This window comes from Streptomyces sp. NPDC001980, assembly GCF_040296885.1.
In the GTDB taxonomy this organism is placed as follows: Bacteria; Actinomycetota; Actinomycetes; order Streptomycetales; family Streptomycetaceae; genus Streptomyces.
Map to the genome: position 1 here is coordinate 1 of NZ_JBEOYD010000060.1, position 19,240 is coordinate 19,240.

Here is a 19,240-nt window from a genome sequence, read left to right on the forward strand (position 1 = left end):
ACCAACAATCCCACCATATAAAAAACCACTAACAATCGGGATTGGGTGAAAGTTATACCCACAAATGTCACCAAAACAAATAGAGTATGTCATGGCGGGGGCACCCTGTGCTTCGGTTGTACTTCGGCTGTTACTCGCCGCCCTCCTCCACCTGCACCTTCTGCGACGTCGGGGCCGTGACCCCGTTGAGGACCGGTGAAGTCCCGCCCGGCGCCTGCCCGTTCTGGTTCATCGACGCGAGGAGCTGACGGGCGAGACCGAGCCCCGTGCCGCCCATGGTGAGCGCCTTGGCGAACAACTCGGACATGCCGTCGGCGCCGTTGAGCAGCACCATGTTGTCGACGTTGCCGAAGGCGGAGGCACCCGCCTTGACGATCTCCGGCCAGTTCTCGGCGAGTTGCTGGGCGACGACCGCCTCCTGGTTCTCCGCGAGGGCGGCGGCACGGGCCTTGATGGCCTCCGCCTCCGCGAGCCCCTTCGCCTTGGCCGCCTCGGCCTCCGCCAGCCCCTTGGCCTGTGCGGCGGCCGCCTCGGCCTCACCGGTGGCCCGGGTCGCCGCCGCGGTGGCCGTACCCCGGGACTTGGTCGCCTCGGCCTCGGCACCCGCGGCCGCCTTGACCCGGGTCGCCTCGGCCGCGGCCGCCAGCTCCGTCTCCTTCGCCTTGGCCTGGGCCGCCGAGATACGCGCGTCACGCTCGGCCTCGGCCAGTGTCCGCTTCTCGTAGGCCTTGGCGTCGGCCGGCTTGCGGACGTCCGCCTGGAGCTGCTGCTCGCGCCGGTGCGCCTCCAGTTCGGCGACCCGTGTCTCCTGGACGACGACCTCCTGCCGGGCGGCCGCGTCGGCGAGCGGACCGGCCTGACGGGACTGGGCGGCCGCCTTGTCCCGCTCGGCCTGGTAGCCGGCCTGGAGGATCTCGCTGTCCCGGGTGGCCTCCGCCATCCGGGCGAACGACGCCTGCTCCGCCTCCGTGGCGAGCCGGTTCGCCTCCGCCTGCGCGATCCGTGCGTCCCGCTGCACGGCCGCCGCGTGCGGCATCGCCAGGTTCTGGATGTACCCCGTCGGGTCCTCGATCTCGTGGATCTGCAGGGAGTCCACGATGAGCCCCAGCTTCTCCATCTCCGTGCCGCAGGCGGCCCGGGTCTGCCCGGTGAGCTTGTCCCGGTCGCGGATCATGTCCTCGACCGTCAACCCGCCCACGATGGACCGCAGATGACCCGCGAACACGTTGTGCACCCGCTCGGACATCATCTTCTGCTGGTCCAGGAAACGGCGGCCCGCGTTGGCGATCGACACGAAGTCGTCGCCCACCTTGAAGATGACCACACCCCGCACCTTCAGCGGAATGCCCTGCTGGGTCACGCAGTCCACCGACAACTCGGTCTCGTTGAGATCCAGGGAGAGCTTGCGCACCGCCTGCACGCCTGGCAGCACCAGCGTGCCGCGCCCCGTGACGATCCGGAACCCCATGCCCTCTTCGAGCCCCTCGGTCCGATGCTTCGAACCGGAGATGATGAGAGCCTCGTTCGGCTCGGCGACCCGCCACATCATCTTGAACACACCGATCAGCACGAGAACGGCGAGAACCGCCACCCCCGCAACGACGCCGACAACCATCGGCATACGCCCCCTTTGAATGGTGCCCTTTCGGCACCGAACGAAGGGAGTGTGCGCCCGCGTGAGCGCCGGGTGAAGACGCTGACGATTCCTTGTTGCAATCTTGACGCATACGCCCCTCACCTGGGGCTATGGTCGCTCAACTGTCGTACGCGGGTGTGACGTAGACCGTCCGCGGCGGCAGGTACTCGACCACCATCACCACCGTGCCCCGCTCGATCCGGCCGGTGCCGTCGGCGGCGTACGCGAGGAAGTGCTCGGCGCCCCCGCGCACCCGGACGATCACCTCGCCGACGAGCCCGGGCCCGATCGTTCCGCTGACCCGACCCACGAGCCCGACCATCGACGCATCGTCCATGGTCAGAGGGTACGGGCAGGTCAAGCGCGGGGAAAGTGGCCTGCTCCTACGCCGCCGGGGCGTCGACGGTCGCGGCGCGCGGCGGCCAGAGCTCGTGCCAGCGCAGTGCGGCCTCCAGCTGGGCGGCGACGGAGACCAGCAACGGCTCGCTCTCCGCCGGCCCGAGCAACTGCGCGCCCACCGGCAGCCCGTCCCCGACGAACCCGGCCGGCACGTTGACCCCCGGCCACCCCAGCACGTTCCACGGCCAGGCGTAGGGGCAGGCGGCGATCATCGCCCGGTCGGTGGCGAACTGTCCCAGGCCGAGCAGCGCGCCGACGCGGGGCGGGGGAGCGGCGGTGGTCGGCGCGAGGACGACGTCGTACGACGTGAAGAAGGCGCCGATCCTGGCCCGCAGGGCGGCCTCCGCGCGCCGGGCGGCCCGCAGCGGGGCCCCGCCGAGCAGCCGGCCCAGGCGGGCCGCCTCCAGGGTGCGCCGGTCGAGGAGGTCCGGGTGCGGCGCCTCGCGGACGCGTTCGGCGATCCCGACCGTGGCGCGGGGGACGAAGGTGAGTCCGATCTGGCCGTAGGGCGGGTCGGCCTCCTCGACCGTGTGGCCCAACGCGGCGAGCTTCTGGGCGAGTTCGAGGACCCGGGTGCGCACCTCCGGCCGGAGGCGGGCGGGGAGCGCGGTGAACGGCGGCTTGAGGGAGAGGGCGATGCGCAGCCGCCCCGGGTCGCGGCGGACCGCGTCGAGGAGGGTCAACTGGGCGGGCCGGTGCGGGTCTTGCGGATGATTCCCGCTCGCCGCGTCCAGCAGCAGGGCCGCGTCGGCGACCGTGCGGGCCAGAGTGCCGTTGACCGTGATGCCCTGGAACGACTCGCCGCGCGGCCAGGTGGAGATGCGGCCGCGCTGCGGTTTGATGCCGACGAGGTGGGTCCAGGCGGCCGGGATGCGCACGGATCCGGCGCCGTCCGAGCCGAGCGCGGCCGGCACCAGACCCGCCGCGACGGCGGCCGCCGACCCGCCCGAGGACCCGCCCGGAGTGTGCTCGGGCTGCCACGGGTTGCGGGTGGCACCGAAGGCCGGCCCCTCGGTGAACGGCCACTGCCCGAGCTCACACGTATTGGTCTTGCCGACGATCACGGCCCCGGCCGCGCGCAGCCGCCGTACCGCCTCCCCGTCCTCGGCCACCGGCGGGAACTCGCCCGGGCAGCCGAAGGCGGTCGGCTCGCCGGCCACGTCCGTGTCGTCCTTCACCGCGACCGGCACCCCGAGCAGCGGCCGGCGCACCCCGGCGGCCAACTCCCGGTCGGCGGCGTCCGCTTCGGCGAGGGCGGCCGTACGGCGCACGATCCGGAAGGCGTTGAGGGAGCCCTGGGTGGCCTCGATGCGCGCGAGACTCTCCTCGGTGAGCTGACGCGAGGTCAATTCTCCGGCGGCCAGGGCACGTACGCACTCGGCGAGCCCTGCGGAACGGTCGTACGACATACGGTGCCCCACCTCCGGGGCGCAGCGTTTACCGGAGAGTAACGTCGATCCGGCTCCCGCAGGACAGGTTTCGCACAGCCGGCGTCCAGCTGCGCCCCAGTCCTGCCCAAAGCATTGACGTGCACCTGGCGCAACTTCTACTTTCTGCGACGACTTATCGAACTCAGTTCGAAATACCGGACGCATTGCAGTGCCCGCGTCTGCACGAGCCCCGGAGAGCCGCCGTGACCACACGTCCCCCCGCCCCGTCCCGTCGCACCCTGCTCCGCGCGCTGGCCGCCCTGCCCGCGACGGCCCTGGCCCTGGGCGAACTGCCCGGCCTGCTCGGCACGGCCGAGGCCGCCGCCCCCGCGAGCGGCTACGCCACCCGCTACACCATCGTCCCGTTCCTCAACAGCGACGACGGCACGGTGAACGTCTATCAGTCCGACGACGCCAGGGACTTCCGCCTCCTGCAGTCCTCCGCCTACACCCCGCCCAGCAACCGCATCCGCGACGCGAGCATCTTCAAGCACACGGACGGCTACTACTACCTCACGTACACCACCCACACCTGGGAGGACGAGAGCACCACGATCGGCTTCGCCCGCAGCGCCGACCGGGTCAACTGGACGTTCCTGTACGACTACACGATCCCCATCACCGACCTGTCCCGGGCCTGGGCGCCCGAGTGGTTCGTCGACAGCGACGGCAGCGTCAACGTCATCGTGTCCTGCTCGACGACCGACGACGAGTGGATCTTCACGCCGTACGTCCTGACCGCGACCAACTCCGCCCTCACGGCGTGGACTTCACCGACCGCCCTCTCCGGCATCGGCTCCAACCACATCGACACGTACATCGTGAAGGTCGGCTCGACGTACCACGCCTTCACGAAGAACGAGACGGCGAAGTACATCGAGTACGGCACGGCCGCCAGCCTCAAGGGCCCCTACACGATCTCCAGGACCGGCGACTGGGCGGGCTGGGGCAGCTACCGCGAGGGCCCCTCCGTGATCCAGCTCGACAACGGCGGCTGGCGGATCTTCTTCGACGGCTACGGCGACGGCACCTACTACTACAGCGACAGCTACGACACGTTCGCCACGTGGTCCGCGCCGACCGCCCTGCCGACACTCTCGGGCACGGCCCGGCACTTCACGGTGATCAAGGAGACGGTGTCGGGCGGCACCTCGGTGACGAAGAACGCGACCCGCTCCTTCCAGTCGGCCAACTACACCACCAGGTACTGGGAAGAGGTGTCCGCCCTCCTCAACCTCCCGGTGGTGACAAGCTCCAGCGCGACCGCCGACAAGCAGGCGGCCACCTTCACCGTGGTCGCGGGCCTCGCCGACGCCAACGGCTACTCCTTCCGCGACGCCTCCGGCAACTACCTGCGCCACTACGACTTCCGGGGCCGCTTCGACGCCAACGACGGCACGACGACGTTCGCCCAGGACGCCACGTTCATCGCCCGCACGGGCTCGACCAGCGGCTCGGTCCGCTTCGAGTCGTACAACTACCCGGGTTACTACCTGCGCCACTACAACTACCAGCTCCGCGTGGACATCTCGAACGGCACCGACCTGTTCCGGCAGGACAGTTCGTTCGTGCCGGTGACGTCCTGGGCCTGACCTGCACCGCTGCTGACCTGTGTTGTGCACTGGGCGCGGGGCGGGGGGGCAGGGTGACCTGGTGGGAAGGGCCCGGCGAGGCCCTCGACGTCCGGGCATGGGTGCGGCCCCTGTGCGAACCAGGCGTACCGGGCCACTCTCGACTGCGCAATGCTCCGGGTGGACAACCTCCTTGACCTGGTGACCCTCCTGGAGTTCCCTCGCCCCCGTCAGTCGGGAGACCTCGCCGGCAGCCATGGTTCGTACCATCGCGGATATCCGGCGACGAGCTTGCTCGCGCCCGCCGGGCCCCAGGTCCCCTGCCGGTAGAGCTCGGGGTCGCCGGGCGCCTCCAGCAGTGGCTGGACGATTCGCCACGTCTCCTCCACCGAGTCCTCCCGGGTGAACAGGCTCGCGTTGCCCTGCATCGCATCACTGAGCAGGCGCTCGTACGGCTCGGGTGCCTCACCGAGCTCGGCCGCGAAGAGGAGGTCGAGATCCACCAGCTGCGTGTCCTGCTTGCCCGGCTGCTTGGCCTGGATGCGGAAGTTCATGCCAGGGCTCGGATCGATCCGCAGGATCCACTGGTCGGGCTCGGGCGCGAACCGCTCCGCGAACGCAAGCCGCGGCGGGCGCTTGAACACGATCCGGATCTCGGTCACTCGCTCGGGGAGCGACTTGCCGGCGCGGATGAAGAACGGCACCCCGGACCAGCGCCAGTTCTCGACCTCCAGCCGCAACCCGACGAAGGTCTCGGTACGCGAGCGCGGCCGCACGCCGGGGACCTGCAGGTACCCCTCGTACTGCCCGCGGACGTAGTGGGCCGGGTCGGCGTCGGGGATCGCCCGGAACACATCAACCCGGCGGTCTCGGAGCGCGTCCGCATCGGCGGCTGATGGCGGCTCGGACGCCACCAGGGCGAGCAGCTGCAGCAGATGGTTCTGCACGACGTCGCGGAGCGCGCCGACCGGGTCGTAGAAGTGGCCGCGGTCCTCGACCCCGAAGTCCTCGGCCATGGTGATCTGTACGCAGGAGACGTGGTCGCGGTTCCACACCGGCTCGAACACGGAGTTGGCGAACCGCAGGAACAGGATGTCCATCGCCGGCTCTTTGCCGAGGAAGTGGTCGATCCTCAGCAGCTGATCCTCGTCGAGCAGCTGACGCAACTCGGCGTTGAGGGCGCGCGCCGACGCGAGGTCATGCCCGAACGGTTTCTCCACGACAACCCGGGCGTCCTTGGTCAGCCCGGCGCCTGCCAGGCCCCCGACCACCCGGGCAAACAGCGACGGTGGGATCTCCAGATAGAAGACGGGGCGCCGACTGCCGTTGACCGCCCGGGCGAGACGATGGAACGTCTCCTCGTCGGCGTAATCGCCCTGCACATAGCTGAGTCGGGCGGCGAACCGGGCAAAGACGCTCTCGTCGAGCGGCTCGCCCGCTGCCTTGATCGCCGCGCGGGCGTGGTCACGCAGCGCGTCGTCGGACCAGCCGTCGCGCGCCAGTCCGACGATCGGGCAGGTCAGCAGCTTGCGCCGCTCAAGCCGATAGAGCGAGCGAAACGTCATCTTTCGCGCGAGATCGCCAGTGATCCCGAAAATGACCAGCACGTCTGCGGGAAGGTTCGACGAGTTCAAAGCCATCTGATCCCCCTTACGGGGCCGGAACGGCAACAGGGTTGGGCGTCATGGTCATGCTGGCGACTGGGCGTCGGCGCGAGCCGGGCCCTGGCCGGCCGCCGCGTCCGCGAGGATGAGCGACGCCGCCGCCTCGACCCGGCCGGCGGGAATCGACCGGTCTCCCGCAACGAGCCTTGAGAGCGGTTCGCGCTTGTCCGCTCCGGTGATGAGCCAGAGCACCTGCTGGGCGCGAGCGAGCGCAGGGTAGGTGAGTGTCATGCGCTGGTGGCCCATGTAGGGCGCCGTCAGGGCCACCAGCCGGTCCGAGACTTCGAGCACCGGGTCCCGTGGCACCAGCGAGGCGGTGTGCCCGTCCGGGCCGAGGCCCAGGTGAACGAGGTCGAAACGCTCGGGCAGCGACCGCCCGTAGGCGGCGGCCGCCGCGTCGAGGTCGGCGTCGTTCACGGGCATCGCGATGACCTCGGCCGGGGCCGCACCGAGGCTCTCCCGCAGGTGGGTGAGGTTGCGGTCCGGGCCGCCGTCGGGCGCGACGCGTTCGTCGACCTGGAACACCGCCACGTGCTCCCAGGGGACGTGCTCATGTGCGAGCCGCGCGAACATCGCCCAGGGCGTGTGTCCCCCGCTGACGGCGAACGTGAATCGGCCGTGGGCTTGCACGCAGGCCCGGGCCAGCCGCGCCACGAACGCCGCCGCGGCGCCGGCGACCGCATCGGGGTCGGCGACGACTTGGAGTTCGTGATGCACAGCCCTCAGCCCTTCTTTTCGGCGTGCCCGCCGAACTCCGAGCGCATCGCCGAGAGGATCTTGTCGGTGAACTCCCCGGCCTGCCTGGACTCGAAGCGCTCGAAGAGCGAGGTGGTGATGACCGGTGCCGGTACGCCTTCGTCCACCGCGGCGAGGACGGTCCAGCGGCCTTCCCCGGAGTCGGAGACCCGCCCGGCGAAGCCGTCGAGGGAGGGCGAGCGGGCGAAGGCGTCGGCGATCAGGTCGACCAGCCACGAGCCGACGACCGAGCCGCGCCGCCAGACCTCGGCCACTTCTCCGACGTCGATGTCGTACTGGTAGGCCCACGCATCGCGCAGGGGCGTCGTCTCCGCGTCGACCTCTTGCCGGCTTGCGCCGGCGTCCGCTCGCTTGATGATGCTCAGGCCCTCGGCGATCGCGGCCATCATCCCGTACTCGACCCCGTTGTGGACCATCTTCACGAAGTGCCCCGCGCCGTTCGGCCCGCAGTGCAGGTACCCGAGCGGGGCGGTGCCGTCGGTCCGGGTCCGGCTCGGCGTCGGCTCGGCGCTGCCCTCGCCGGGAGCGATCGTCTTGAAGATCGGGTCCAGATGGGCCACGACCTCGTCCTCGCCGCCGATCATCAGGCAGTAGCCGCGCTCCAGGCCCCAGACTCCACCGCTGGTCCCGCAGTCGACATAGTGCAGCGACTTGTCGGCAAGACGCTTGGCGCGTGTGATGTCGTCGCGGTAGTAGGAATTGCCGCCGTCGATGAGGATGTCGCCGGGCTCCAGCAACGGCTCGAGCTGGTCGAGGATGGAGTCGACGATCGCAGCCGGAAGCATGAGCCATACGGCCCGTGGCTTGTCCAGTTTCGCAACGAGATCCCGGAGTGAGTCTGCGCCCGTGGCGCCCTCGCCGGCCAGTTCGGCGACTGCGTCCGCGTTGACGTCGGACACGACGCATTGGTGGCCGTCCCGCATCAGCCGACGCACCAGGTTCGCCCCCATCCGGCCGAGCCCGATCATCCCGAGCTGCATGGGCTTGTCTGTCGCCATGTGGTGCCTCCTAGTCCTTGAGCGTGCGGTAGTGCCGGATCAGCGCGTTCGTGGACGAGTCGTGGCGGAGCTCAGGTTCGGTGTGTCGATGCCGAACTCGGTGACCCGTTGCGCGTTCGTGGACGCCGCCACGAAATGCCGGGCTACCGCCGCCTCGTCACCGAGCTGCGCCAGGACCCATTCACGCGCGGAGAGGGCATTGGTCATCGTCTCCAGCGTCCCGAACGTCTTCGAGGCGACGATGAACAGCGTCTCTTCGGCGGCCAGATCACGGGTCGCCTCGACGATGTCCGTCGAGTCGACGTTGGACACGAACCTGAACGTGAGATCGCGCCGGCATTCTCCAGCCGCTGGAAGCGCTGCGAGCCCATCACTTCGCGGTAGGCCCGGTACACGTCGAGGCCGACGGCGAGGGCGAGGGTGTCGGTGAGGCCGGCTGGTGCGGCGTCCTTGACCGCCACGTCCCAGCGTGACATGAACACCGACGCGACCGAGCCGACAGCGGGGTCGTGGCCGGCCTGTACCCGGCGCTCGACGCCACGCAGGTAGGCGTCAGCCGCGGCCCGGTAGTGGTCTGCCGAGAACAGCAGCGTCACGTTCACCGGAACGCCCGAGGCGATGGCCTCCTCGATCGCCGGCAGCCCCTCGGGCGTCCCGGGGATCTTGATGAAGAGGTTGCGCCGGTCGGCCCTGGCGTGCAGCGCCTTGGCGGCCGCCACCGTTCGCTGCGTGTCGTAGGCGAGCAGCGGCGAGACCTCCAGCGAGACCCAGCCGTCGACGCCGTCGGTGCGTTCGTGGATGGGCAGGAACAGGTCGGCGGCCCGCTGCAGGTCTTCGACGGCCAGCTCGAAGAACAGCTCCTCGCCCTTGTGCCCGCCCGCCGCCTTCGCGCGGATCGCGTCGTCGTAGTCACCGGAGCCGATCGCCTTGTCGAAGATCGAGGGGTTGGAGGTGAGCCCTGTCACCGAGTACTGGTCGATGTAGTGCTGGATCTGGCCCGTATCGAGCATCGAACGGGTGATGTTGTCCAGCCAGATGCTCTGGCCCTGCTCATGGAGCGCCTGGGTCACGTTCACGCCTGCTCCCTACCGGCGGCCACGCACTCGCGGGCAACCTGGGTGACCTTCTCGGGAGTGAAGCCGAATTTGGTCAGCAGCATCTTGAGCGGCGCCGATGCCCCGAACGTGTGCATGCCGACGACCGCGCCGCCGTCGCCGACGTAACGGTCCCAGCCGAGGGTCGCCGCCTGCTCGATGGCGACCCGGGCCCTGACCCCGGGCGGGATGACCGAGTCGCGGTATTCCTTGGGCTGGCGGTCGAACAATTCCCAGCAGGGCATGCTGACCACGCGAGCCGCGAGGCCCTCGGCGGCGAGCTCGTCACGGGCCGCGAGCGCGAGTTGCACCTCCGACCCCGTGGCGAGCAGGATGACGTCGGGCTTGCCGTCCACCGCGTCGACCAGAACATAGGCTCCCCTGGCCACCCCGGATGCGGCCCCCATCTCGGAGCGGTCGAGGGTCGGCAGTGCCTGACGGGAAAGGACCAGCACCGCCGGCTCGTGCCTGAGCGGGGCGACGACCCGCCAGGTCTCGACGACCTCGTTCGCGTCGGCCGGGCGGAACACCAGCAGCCCCGGCATCGCGCGCAGCGACGCGAGCTGCTCGACCGGCTGATGGGTGGGACCGTCCTCGCCGACCCCGATCGAGTCGTGGGTGAAGATGTGCACGACCGGGATCTCCATCAGCGCTGAAAGCCGGATCGCGCCGCGTGCGTAGTCCGAGAAGATCAGGAACCCCGACCAGTACGGGCGCAGCTTGGTCAGCGCCATTCCGTTCGTGATCGCGGTTGCGGCGTGCTCGCGGATCCCGAAGTGGAGGTTGCGCCCCGAGCGGTCATCGGCCTGGAAGTCGCCGGCGCCGGAGAACGTGAGGTTGGTCTTGGTCGACGGTGAGAGGTCCGCCGACCCGCCGAGCATCCACGGCACGGCTTGGGCAAGCGCGTTGAGCACCCGGCCGTTGGAGTCACGGCCGGCGATGCCCTTCGGGTCGGCCGGGAAGGTCGGCAGCGCCGACTCCCAGCCCTCCGGCAGGTCACGCCGCTGCATGCGCTCCAGCTCGTCGGCGAGGTCGGGATGGGTGGTTCGGTAGGCCTCGAATCGAGCCTCCCAGCTCGTCCGGGCTTCGCGACCGCGCGCGCCCATGCCTGCGGCGAAGTGCTCGTAGACGCCGTCGGGAACGAAGAAGTCCTTGTCCTCCGGCATCCCGAGGAATCGCTTGGCCGACTTGACGCCCTCCACGCCGAACGGAGCGCCGTGCGCCTTCGGGGTGTCCTCGACCGGTGACCCGTAGCCGATGTGGCTGTGCACCACGATGAGCGTGGGGCGCTCGTTCTCGGACTTGAAGGTGTGCAGCGCGCGGGCCACGGCGTCGAGGTCGTTGGCGTCGGCCACGGTGGTGACGTTCCAGCCGTAGCCGATGAACCGGGCCGCCACATCCTCGGTGAACGTGATGTCGGTGTGGCCCTCGATCGTCACCCGGTTGGAGTCGTAGATCCAGCAGAGGTTCGACAGCCGCTGGTGGGCCGCGACCGAGGCGGCCTCCGAGGAGACCCCCTCCATCATGCAGCCGTCGCCGGCCATCGCGTACACGTCGAAGTCGAAGGCGGTGAAGTCGTCGCGGTTGTACCGGGCGGCGAGCCACTGCCCGGCGATCGCCATCCCGACCGAGGTCGCAACGCCCTGGCCGAGCGGGCCGGTGGTGGTCTCCACGCCGCTGGTCCACCGGTACTCCGGGTGCCCGGGGCAGCGCGAGCCGAGCTGGCGGAACGTCCTGAGGTCGTCGAGGGTCACGGAGGGTCGGCCGAGGACTTCGTAGTCGGGGTCGACAGCCCGCACGCCGGTGAGGTGGAGCAGCGACCAGAGCAACGCGGAGGCGTGTCCTTCCGACAGCACGAAGCGGTCGCGGTTGGGCCAGATCGGGTCGGCCGGGTCGAAGCGCAGGAAGCGTTGCCAGAGCGTGTACGCGACCGGGGCGATTCCCATCGGTGTCCCCGGATGGCCGGAGTCGGCCGCCTGGATGGCGTCCATGCACAGAGTGCGGATCGTGTTGACGGAAAGTGTTTCCAGGTCGTTGCTGCTCAATGCGAGCCTCCCTGAAGGTGCTGCCCCTGCGCTCATATCGAGCGCGGCAGACTAGGGTTGAGCTTTCCCGGCCGGGGCGAAGAGCGCCGCGCCGACAATGCCCGCATCGTTCAACAGCTGCGCCGGCACGATCTCGGTCCTGAGCTGGATGTACGGCAGGAACTTGTCGGCCTTCTTGCTGACGCCGCCGCCGATGACAATCAGGTCGGGCCACAGCAGCCGCTGGACGAGGTCGAGATACGTCTCCAGACGGTGCGCCCATTTCTTCCAGGACAGGTCGTCGTGCTCGCGCACCGACTCCGCGGCCCAGTCTTCGGCATCCTCGTGGTGCAGCGGCAGGTGCCCCAACTCACTGTTGGGCACCAGGTACCCGTCGGAGAAGACGGCGCTGCCGATACCGGTGCCGAGCGTCACCATCACGACGACGCCCTTGCGTCCCTTGCCGGCGCCGAAGCGCATCTCGGCGATCCCGGCCGCGTCGGCGTCGTTCACTACCCTCACGTCACGGCCGGTCGCCCGTGCGAAGAGCTGGGCCGCATCCGTCTCCATCCAGGCCGGGTCGATATTGGCCGTCGTCTGGACTCTGCCGCCCCGGATGACTGCCGGGAGCGTCAGCCCGACCGGTCCTGGGACGCCGATCTGGGAGAGCACCTGCACGACCACGTCCGCGACTGCCCCCGGGGTCGCCGGATGCGGCGTCGGGATCCGGACCCGTTCACCGATGAGGCTGCCGAACTCGAGGTCGACCGGCGCTCCCTTGATACCGGTCCCGCCGATGTCGACCCCCAGCACGCGGGCCGTCTTGTCTTGACTTGCCTGCGCCACTGCCCGCTCCCCTCACAGAGGCTGGCCCAAAATGTGTTGCTTGAATTTTGGACATCAAACGCCGTAAGAGCTTCGCCACACAATTCTCAATAATCCCACAAATCCTTTATATTCGCCACATCGCTCTTGTGGGGCTATTTTGAAGGCTGAGGGGTATATTCAAGAATTGCGCGCCCTGAAGGGCGTCGACCTTCCCCTCTGCTCAAGAGGAACGCGACTGCGACTCATGCCGGCCGCGACGGTATTCTCCAGCAACTTTCAGAAATCAAGCCGACCGGGAATCCGTCACTCAAATCCCCCGCATCCACGAGCCGATGCCTCTCCCCACCCGGACCGGCAGCGACCAGAGCTTCCGGAGGCGTGATGCCAACCCGCCCGATCCGCCTGCTTCTTGCCGACGTCGACGGCACTTTGGTCACGAGCGACAAGGTCCTCACCGACCGCGCCGTCCGTGCGGTCCACAAGCTCTACGACGCCGGCGTCCTCTTCGCGGTGACCAGTGGGAGACCGCCCCGCGGCATGTCCATGATCATCGAGCCCTTGGCGCTGGCCACTGAACTCGCCGCCTTCAACGGTGGTCTCATCGTCAACCCGGATATGACCGTTGTCGAGCAGCAGGTCATTCCCGCGGAGGTGGTGGCCCCGGTCGTCGCGTTGATGGAGTCGTTCGGCCTCAGCGTCTGGATCTACCGGGGTGCCGACTGGTACGTCCGCGACGTGAAGGGGCCGCACGTGGATCGCGAGAGCTGGACGGTGCAGTTCGCGCCCACGCTCGTTCCCGCCTTCCACGGGCTCGAGCAGGGCACCGCCAAGGTCGTCGGGGTCAGCGATGACCACCAGGTCGTCGAGGCGGCCGCGGTCGCAGCTCGCGCGCAGTTCGGCGAGCATGTCTCGGCCGCCCGCTCGCAGCCCTACTACCTCGATGTGACCCATCCGCAGGCCAACAAGGGCAGTGTCGTCAAGTACTGGTCCGCCAAGCTTCAGATCTCCCCCGAACAGATCGCCACGATCGGCGACATGCCCAACGACGTACTGATGTTCGCCCACTCGGGACTGTCCATCGCGATGGGCAACGCCAGTCACGAGGTCCAGCGCGCGGCGAGGCGGGTTACAACGAGCAACGAGGAGGAAGGCTTCGCGAACGCGGTCGAGCAGTTCATCCTATGACCCGCGTCACCGCATGCCCGGGCCTGGCGTGCCCTGAGGACGCCATGGTCGTGGGCCTCGGCGCCGGCTCGACCGTCGCCTGGCTCCAGCCTGCGCTGGCCTGCCGCGGTCTGTCACTGCGGCAGACGGGATGGGCGTTGGGTGGGTCGGTGTGTGTGGGCAGACGAGCCGACGGACTTTGGAGGCTGATCGGTGCCTTTTCTCAAAGAAGGGGATATTCCGTTCGCGCGGGGCCGCAGCCAGTTCGGAGCCTCACTGTTCCATCTCGGCGTGTCCCTCGCCGAGACAGGCGCCGGCGCTGTTTGAATCGTCATATGACTAAGGGTGATGATGCGGCTCTTTTCGGTAATCGATTCTTGACCGTGCCCGCTCCCTCGGAGACCTTCCCCGAGCAAGGCATGGCTGCGACGGACGCAATGAGGCTGCTGGATGTGGACCTCGCCATGGAGGGTGACCCGCAGCGTAACCTTGCCACGTTTGTCACCACTTGGATGGAGCCGGAGGCGCAACGGATCATCGCCGAGAATCTCCACCGCAATTTCATCGACCATGCGGAGTACCCGATTTCCGCCGAGATCGAGCAGCGTTGCGTGCGCATGCTCGCCGGCCTCTTCCACGCGCCGGGCAGGACAACCGGATGTCGGACCCAGGGCTCGTCCGAGGCGATCATGCTGGGGGCGCTGTCGCTGAAGTGGAAGTGGCGGGAGCGCCGCCGGGCGGCCAATCTGTCGGTCGACCGACCTAACTTGGTCTTCGGCGGGGATGTCCACGTCGTGTGGGAGAAGTTCTGCCGCTACTTCGACGTCGAGCCGCGGATCGTGCCGCTTGCCGAGGGCAAGTACACGATCGGCCCGGAGGACGTGGAACCTCACCTCGACGGGAACACGATCGGCGTCGTCGCCGTCCTCGGCACCACGTTCACCGGCCACAAGGACGACGTCGTCGGGATCGACAAGCTGCTGCGGGACGTCCGCAAGGAGCGGGACCTCGACATCCCGATCCACGTTGACGGAGCCAGCGGCGCATTCGTGTGGCCCTTCCTCTACCCGGACTCGAAATGGGATTTCCGGCTCGAGCACGTCCGTTCGATCAACGTCTCGGGACACAAGTACGGCCTGGTCTACCCCGGCATCGGCTGGCTGGTCTTCCGCGAGGAGTCCGACCTGCCCATGGACCTCGTGTTCCACGAGAACTACCTGGGCAAGACCGACGCGACGTTCACGCTGAACTTCTCTACCGGCGCGTCGATGGTGCTCGCGCAGTACTACAACTTCGTCCGGCTCGGTCGCCAGGGCTACACCTACGTCATGAAGATGTTGCAGGAGAACGCCCACGTGCTGGCGGACAACCTGCGTAGCAGCGGCCGCTTCGAAGTGATCGGGAGCGACCTCGAGCAGCTGCCGCTCGTCGCTTTCCGCCTCGCCGGCCAGCATGCCTACGACGAGTCCGACGTCGCCTGGCAACTCTCGGCCGAGCGCGGTTGGATGGTGCCGGCGTACACGCTCCCGCCCAACGCGGAGCGGGTGAAGATCATGCGTGCCCTGGTCAAGGAAACCCTGAGCCGCGAGCAGATCGATCGCCTGAGTCAGGACATTATCGACGCGTGTCGCACGTTGGACGACAAGGGTGCGACCCACGAGATCGAGCGGGCCCAGGTCAAGCGTGGCACCGGCTACTGACGTACCTCTGCCTCCCGGTTGCACGCACCTGCCGGCTCTGAGGGCGTCTCCACCGCGAACCTTGACCTGCGGTGAACCAGTCGGTGTCGCCGGTCGAAGAGCGAGCGCCCGGCGTACTCCCGCGTGCTCGTGTACGACACGGCATTCACCTGCCGTGCCCACCGCGGCTCCCGCTCCGACCGCGTCCCCCTCACCTCGGTGTGGGAGGACGCCATCTCGTGCCGCTGACATTTCATGGGCATGCCGGAGGCGACTCGGCGGAGAGCTGCGGCGACGGCGGGCGGCACCCGCTCAACGGGCGGTGGCGAAGTCCTGGGTCCAGTAGCTGTTGGGCTGTGCGAGACCGACGCCGATCTCCTTGAACGTGCAGTTGAGGATGTTGGCCTTGTGGCCGGGGCTGGCCATCCAGCCGGCCATGACCTGCTCGGGAGAGGCGTAACCGTAGGCCACGTTCTCGCCGTAGGCGCTCCAGGTGTACCCGGCACTGGTGATCCGGTCTCCGGGGGAGGAGCCGTCGGACCCGACGTGCGACATGTTCTGGTGAAGCGCCATGTCCTCACTGTGTGCCTGTGCGACCTTGGACAGGGTCGTGTTCAGGGTCAGGGCCGAACAGCCGACCTTGCTGCGCTCGGCATTGACGAGTTCCAGGATGCGAGCGACGACTCCGGACGCCGTGGCGGTGGCCTTCGGGGTGCTCGACGGCTTGGGGGCCGCGGACGCCGTGGCGGTGGCCTTCGGGGTGCTGGGCGACGCGGTGGTGCGGGGCTTGGGAGCGGTGGTCCGTACGGTGTGCCAGGGCGCTGTGGCCTTCGGCCTCGGCGCGGTGGTCTTCCCGGCGCTCGCAGGGGAGTGGGAAGTCTTCGTGGCGCTGGCGGAGGCGCTCGGGGTCTTCGTGGCGCTCGGCGCCGCCGAGACCGTCCGCGAGGGCTCGCCGGCCGGGCTGGCGTTCCAGGGGCGGCCCCAGTTCGCTTCGTTCCACCAGCCCGTCGTGTTCCACGAGTCCTTCGTTGCGCTCTTCTCGGCGCTGTTGGACCGGTGTCCGGCGTTGTCGGGCCAGTTGGTACAGGCCATGGCGGCGGACGGTATGCCCACGGTGCCCACGGCGACGGCAGCGATGACTATCCGCCGGTAATGCGTGTTCTTGCGATGTCTACCCATGCGTAACCCGCTCCTGAGCTGCGGCGTCGTCCTGCGGGTCGTCATTCTTAGGACGCCTTCACATGGAGCGCAAAGGGCCTCGCTACTAGCTCGCTTCGTAGGCTTGGGCGGGCTCTTGCCATGGGAGTGGGGCGCGCTGGTCCGCTTGCCGGGGCCTCTGCGGAATTCTGTCGCCCCGTCAGGATCCCTGCGTGTACGCAGAACGGATGAAGGTGGCTGGCGGGAAGAGAGCCGCGAATCCAGGCGCGACGCATGCGTGCCCCAAGCCGGACAAATCCCATATGTCGTGAGGGTGACCTCTACTATCCCGCACGCCTAGGTCCCGATCCGGTGTGACGGATGTCACGGAATCATGCACTCTGGTTCTGCACCAGGACGAGGGCGCCCGCGAAGGCCGCCAGTGGCGGCGGCACACGGTTCAGGCGCAGCGGACAGAACAGCAGGAGGCTGACCGCGACTCTTGCCAGAGTCGTCGGGCGCAGACGAAGCGGCCGCCGTGGAGGGGCGGGGCCTTCTCACCAGGGCTGTTCACCTGAGGACAGATAACCCACTGTGTAGGTGTCGTAGATCTCCAGGAGGGGGTCGCCGCAGACGGTGCAGCGGAAAAGCATGGCGGTCGCCCCCTCGCCCAGGTTGGCGAGGAAGTGCTCAAGCTGGCTTTCGCCGTGCCAGCCGGCCATGCGCATGTCGTCCCTCAGTTGGTCGAGAGCTTCGGGATGCGCCGCCAGCCCGGTGTACCCGACTTCGCCCACGAAGGCGGCCGCGTCCTGGCAGTGAACAAGCCAGTGCGGATCCTGCCAGGCGTGAAAGCCAGGAGTACGGCGGGTGACCTCATGCACGCTGCTCAAAGGCGTGTTCTCCGATCGGGGTGCGGTGTTACGGGCGCAGGGCGAAGCAGGCCAGATGGTCGAGGTCGACGACCTTCACGGTGGACCAGCGGGAGGTGAGGAGTTCGATGTCGGACGCGGTGATGCCCAGGCTCTTGAGGGGATCGTCGTCGGCCCGCCGGTCGGCGAGCTCGGTGACCACCCAGAAGATCCCGCCGGGGGCCAGGAGCTGACGGACCCGGTCCACGAAGGCGCCCTTGTCGGTGATGAACCGGAAGACGAGTCGGCAGGTGATGACCGGGTACGCCGGATCGCTCAGCTCGCTCAGATCGTCGGTGGCGAAGTCCATGACCTGGAACTGGGGTTGATCGCCTGCAACCGGCCCGGTGGCAAGAGCGATGGCGCTGGGTGCGCAGTCGATGCCGGTGGTCCGGTAGCCGAGGCGATCGTGCAGATGGCGGCACAGGGAACCGTCGCCGCATCCCACGTCGAGGGCCGGCCGTCCGCGGCCCGGCCCGAGGTGTTCGGCAAGGAGTTGGTCTTCGGCGTCGGTGATCTGCCGGTAGCGGCGGCCGCGGGCCCACAGCGGCTCCCAGTAGGCGATGGGGGAGTCGATCACACGTCTGTCCCTTCGGTCCGGTAGGCGGCACGGTCCTGCTGGAGGCGCCACAGCTCCTGCATCAGTCCCGGCTGGCTGACCAGCTGGTGGAAAGTGTCCTCCTGAACCACGCGGCCCTCGCTCATGACGACGATGCGGTCGGCCACGGAGGTGTTCGCCAGGTTGTGGGTCACGAGCCCCGCCGATTGTCAGTGCCGTGCCCGAAAGTTCCTCCCGCGCCCCACACCCACCGAACCGGAGTCGGCCGGCCTCGTACCAGGCCCCACCGTGTTCTGGCGGACAAGGCCTACACGTTCCGGAAGAACCGCCGCTACCTGCGACGGCGCGGCATCCCGCACACCATCCCTGAACGTCTCGACCAGCAGAGACACCGCAAGAACCGAGGGTCCCGAGGCGGTCGACCCACCGGTTTCGACAACGAGCGCTACAAGAAACGCAACACCGTCGAACGCACCATCAACCGTCTCAAGGGCTTCCGGGCCGTTGCCACCCGCTACGAGAATCGCGCCTGCATCTACCTCGGCACCGTCACCTTCGCGGCCCTCATGATCTGGCTCCGAGCATGAGCCGAGAACCATGGCCTGGCTCCAGCTCTGCGTGCAACGAAGGTAGGTTTTCTGCACCCACAGGGGTGATCACCGTAGAGGCAGGGCCATGAGGAAAACGGATCTGGCGACCGTCAAGCAGGTAACGGCGGATTGGGCGCGAGCCTTCGACGGCTTCGACATTTGGCGTCCTTTGCGGCTGTTGCGCCGGGTTGGGCCCTTGGTTCAGGGGATCACTCTTGATCGTTCCACTTCGGGTGACGCCTATTTCCCGACAGCACACATTCACGCATTGACGCGACCATTCCCAGTCGTCTCTCTGGCACTTGACCAACGCTTGGCATCAAGATCGGGGATGCCGGAAGCCATCAAGTTCACCGACCATGCGGAGGACTATCTCGACGCCGCCCGGCGCCTTGCTGGCCAGGCCAGATTGAGTCTCGATGTTCCGCCTACCGTCGCAGACGTCGCCACCGAACTGCGCGCTTTCGCGACAGCCCAGCACGGTTTGGGCAGCTGGCCCGCAGTAGGTGCGGTTGAGGACAGCATCCTCATCCCGTCGGCGAGTGGGGACAAGGGCCTGGCGGAGGAGGGGCTGCAACTTGCTCGGGATCTGGTGAAGAAGTGGCCTAAGCACAGGCTGCCGCTGGACTGGGTCGGCGAAGAGGTATGGATTACTTCCTTGCGCAAGAGCGCGGACAATGCCGAGGACCTGCGCGCCATCGTTGAAAGCCAGGTTAGAGCCCACAAATTGGCGAAGATCCGACAGAGCTAACGTGTCGGCACAGGAGCCTCGTGTTGTACGGCTCCATCGCAATCCCGAAGGG

Annotated in this window: 17 protein-coding genes and 3 pseudogenes; 6 read left to right on the plus strand and 14 right to left on the minus strand. The window is 68.2% G+C overall.

The genetic code is table 11. The features are described from left to right. Positions 1-130: 130 nt before the first annotated feature. The 3 genes from ABT137_RS46415 to ABT137_RS46425 form a co-directional block, all read right to left on the minus strand. Positions 131-1,621, minus strand: coding sequence for a flotillin family protein (locus tag ABT137_RS46415; protein ID WP_351719069.1), 1,491 nt, complete (start codon positions 1,619-1,621; stop codon positions 131-133). Positions 1,622-1,754: 133 nt separating this feature from the next. Beyond that, complete coding sequence (locus tag ABT137_RS46420; protein WP_351497368.1) at positions 1,755-1,973, minus strand: NfeD C-terminal domain-containing protein; 219 nt, start codon at positions 1,971-1,973, stop codon at positions 1,755-1,757. A gap of 46 nt (positions 1,974-2,019) precedes the next feature. Beyond that, on the minus strand, positions 2,020-3,444 hold the full coding sequence (locus ABT137_RS46425) for an amidase (RefSeq protein WP_351719071.1): 1,425 nt from the start codon (positions 3,442-3,444) through the stop codon (positions 2,020-2,022). Positions 3,445-3,668: 224 nt separating this feature from the next. Here ABT137_RS46425 and ABT137_RS46430 point away from each other — a divergent pair, with 224 nt between their 5' ends. Then, a complete protein-coding gene (locus ABT137_RS46430; RefSeq protein WP_351719073.1) occupies positions 3,669-5,057 on the plus strand; it encodes a glycoside hydrolase family 43 protein in 1,389 nt (462 codons plus the stop codon). Positions 5,058-5,266: 209 nt separating this feature from the next. On the opposite strand, the gene zwf is transcribed toward ABT137_RS46430, so the two are convergent. The 7 genes and pseudogenes from zwf to ppgK all read right to left on the minus strand — a co-directional run bounded on the left by zwf (position 5,267) and on the right by ppgK (position 12,385). After that, positions 5,267-6,676: a glucose-6-phosphate dehydrogenase gene (gene zwf, locus ABT137_RS46435; protein ID WP_351719076.1), complete on the minus strand. Its 1,410-nt coding sequence runs from the start codon at positions 6,674-6,676 to the stop codon at positions 5,267-5,269. 48 nt (positions 6,677-6,724) lie between these two features. Further along, positions 6,725-7,417 carry a 6-phosphogluconolactonase gene (gene pgl / locus ABT137_RS46440; RefSeq protein WP_351719077.1) on the minus strand — a complete coding sequence of 231 codons (693 nt, stop codon included), beginning with the start codon at positions 7,415-7,417 and terminating at the stop codon, positions 6,725-6,727. 5 nt (positions 7,418-7,422) lie between these two features. Continuing rightward, positions 7,423-8,454 carry a phosphogluconate dehydrogenase (NAD(+)-dependent, decarboxylating) gene (gnd, locus tag ABT137_RS46445; protein ID WP_502984696.1) on the minus strand — a complete coding sequence of 344 codons (1,032 nt, stop codon included), beginning with the start codon at positions 8,452-8,454 and terminating at the stop codon, positions 7,423-7,425. Positions 8,455-8,526: 72 nt separating this feature from the next. Continuing rightward, positions 8,527-8,787: pseudogene (locus tag ABT137_RS46450) on the minus strand (phosphoglucose isomerase-related protein); the annotation flags it as partial. Between the two features lie 50 nt (positions 8,788-8,837). Then, positions 8,838-9,530: pseudogene (locus tag ABT137_RS46455) on the minus strand (transaldolase family protein); the annotation flags it as partial. Continuing rightward, positions 9,527-11,593, minus strand: coding sequence for a transketolase (gene tkt, locus ABT137_RS46460; RefSeq protein ID WP_351719079.1), 2,067 nt, complete (start codon positions 11,591-11,593; stop codon positions 9,527-9,529). The pseudogene ABT137_RS46455 and the gene tkt, both read right to left, overlap by 4 nt. 51 nt (positions 11,594-11,644) lie before the next feature. After that, positions 11,645-12,385: a polyphosphate--glucose phosphotransferase gene (gene ppgK / locus ABT137_RS46465; RefSeq protein WP_351719082.1), complete on the minus strand. Its 741-nt coding sequence runs from the start codon at positions 12,383-12,385 to the stop codon at positions 11,645-11,647. A gap of 396 nt (positions 12,386-12,781) precedes the next feature. Here ppgK and ABT137_RS46470 point away from each other — a divergent pair, with 396 nt between their 5' ends. Next, entirely contained in the window at positions 12,782-13,585 is an 804-nt protein-coding gene (locus tag ABT137_RS46470) for a Cof-type HAD-IIB family hydrolase (RefSeq protein ID WP_351719085.1), read from the plus strand. A 314-nt stretch (positions 13,586-13,899) separates the two neighbouring features. Then, positions 13,900-15,264: a glutamate decarboxylase gene (gene gad, locus ABT137_RS46475; protein ID WP_351719087.1), complete on the plus strand. Its 1,365-nt coding sequence runs from the start codon at positions 13,900-13,902 to the stop codon at positions 15,262-15,264. 291 nt (positions 15,265-15,555) lie between these two features. Here the strand turns inward: gad and ABT137_RS46480 are convergent, their stop codons facing one another. Continuing rightward, complete coding sequence (locus ABT137_RS46480) at positions 15,556-15,915, minus strand: CAP domain-containing protein (RefSeq protein WP_351719163.1); 360 nt, start codon at positions 15,913-15,915, stop codon at positions 15,556-15,558. Between ABT137_RS46480 and ABT137_RS46485 the strand changes: the two genes are divergently transcribed. Beyond that, positions 15,914-16,396 (plus strand): hypothetical protein, encoded by a 483-nt coding sequence (locus ABT137_RS46485; protein ID WP_351719166.1) that lies wholly within the window; start codon positions 15,914-15,916, stop codon positions 16,394-16,396. The genes ABT137_RS46480 and ABT137_RS46485 overlap by 2 nt on opposite strands. A 541-nt stretch (positions 16,397-16,937) precedes the next feature. On the opposite strand, the gene ABT137_RS46490 is transcribed toward ABT137_RS46485, so the two are convergent. The 3 genes from ABT137_RS46490 to ABT137_RS46500 are packed head-to-tail and all read right to left on the minus strand — an operon-like array spanning position 16,938 to position 18,041. Continuing rightward, the gene (locus tag ABT137_RS46490; protein WP_351719089.1) at positions 16,938-17,270 is read right to left on the minus strand and encodes a CbrC family protein; all 333 of its coding nucleotides are present in this window, start codon (positions 17,268-17,270) and stop codon (positions 16,938-16,940) included. Between the two features lie 28 nt (positions 17,271-17,298). Then, positions 17,299-17,868: a class I SAM-dependent methyltransferase gene (locus ABT137_RS46495; protein WP_351719091.1), complete on the minus strand. Its 570-nt coding sequence runs from the start codon at positions 17,866-17,868 to the stop codon at positions 17,299-17,301. Further along, positions 17,865-18,041 carry a hypothetical protein gene (locus ABT137_RS46500; protein WP_351719092.1) on the minus strand — a complete coding sequence of 59 codons (177 nt, stop codon included), beginning with the start codon at positions 18,039-18,041 and terminating at the stop codon, positions 17,865-17,867. Before ABT137_RS46500 ends, ABT137_RS46495 begins: the two co-directional genes overlap by 4 nt. Positions 18,042-18,110: 69 nt before the next feature. On the opposite strand from ABT137_RS46500, the pseudogene ABT137_RS46505 reads away from it, so the two are divergent. Continuing rightward, positions 18,111-18,434 (plus strand): annotated as a pseudogene (locus ABT137_RS46505) (transposase); the annotation flags it as partial. An 88-nt stretch (positions 18,435-18,522) separates the two neighbouring features. Beyond that, entirely contained in the window at positions 18,523-19,188 is a 666-nt protein-coding gene (locus tag ABT137_RS46510) for a hypothetical protein (protein ID WP_351719094.1), read from the plus strand. Positions 19,189-19,240 lie beyond the last annotated feature (52 nt).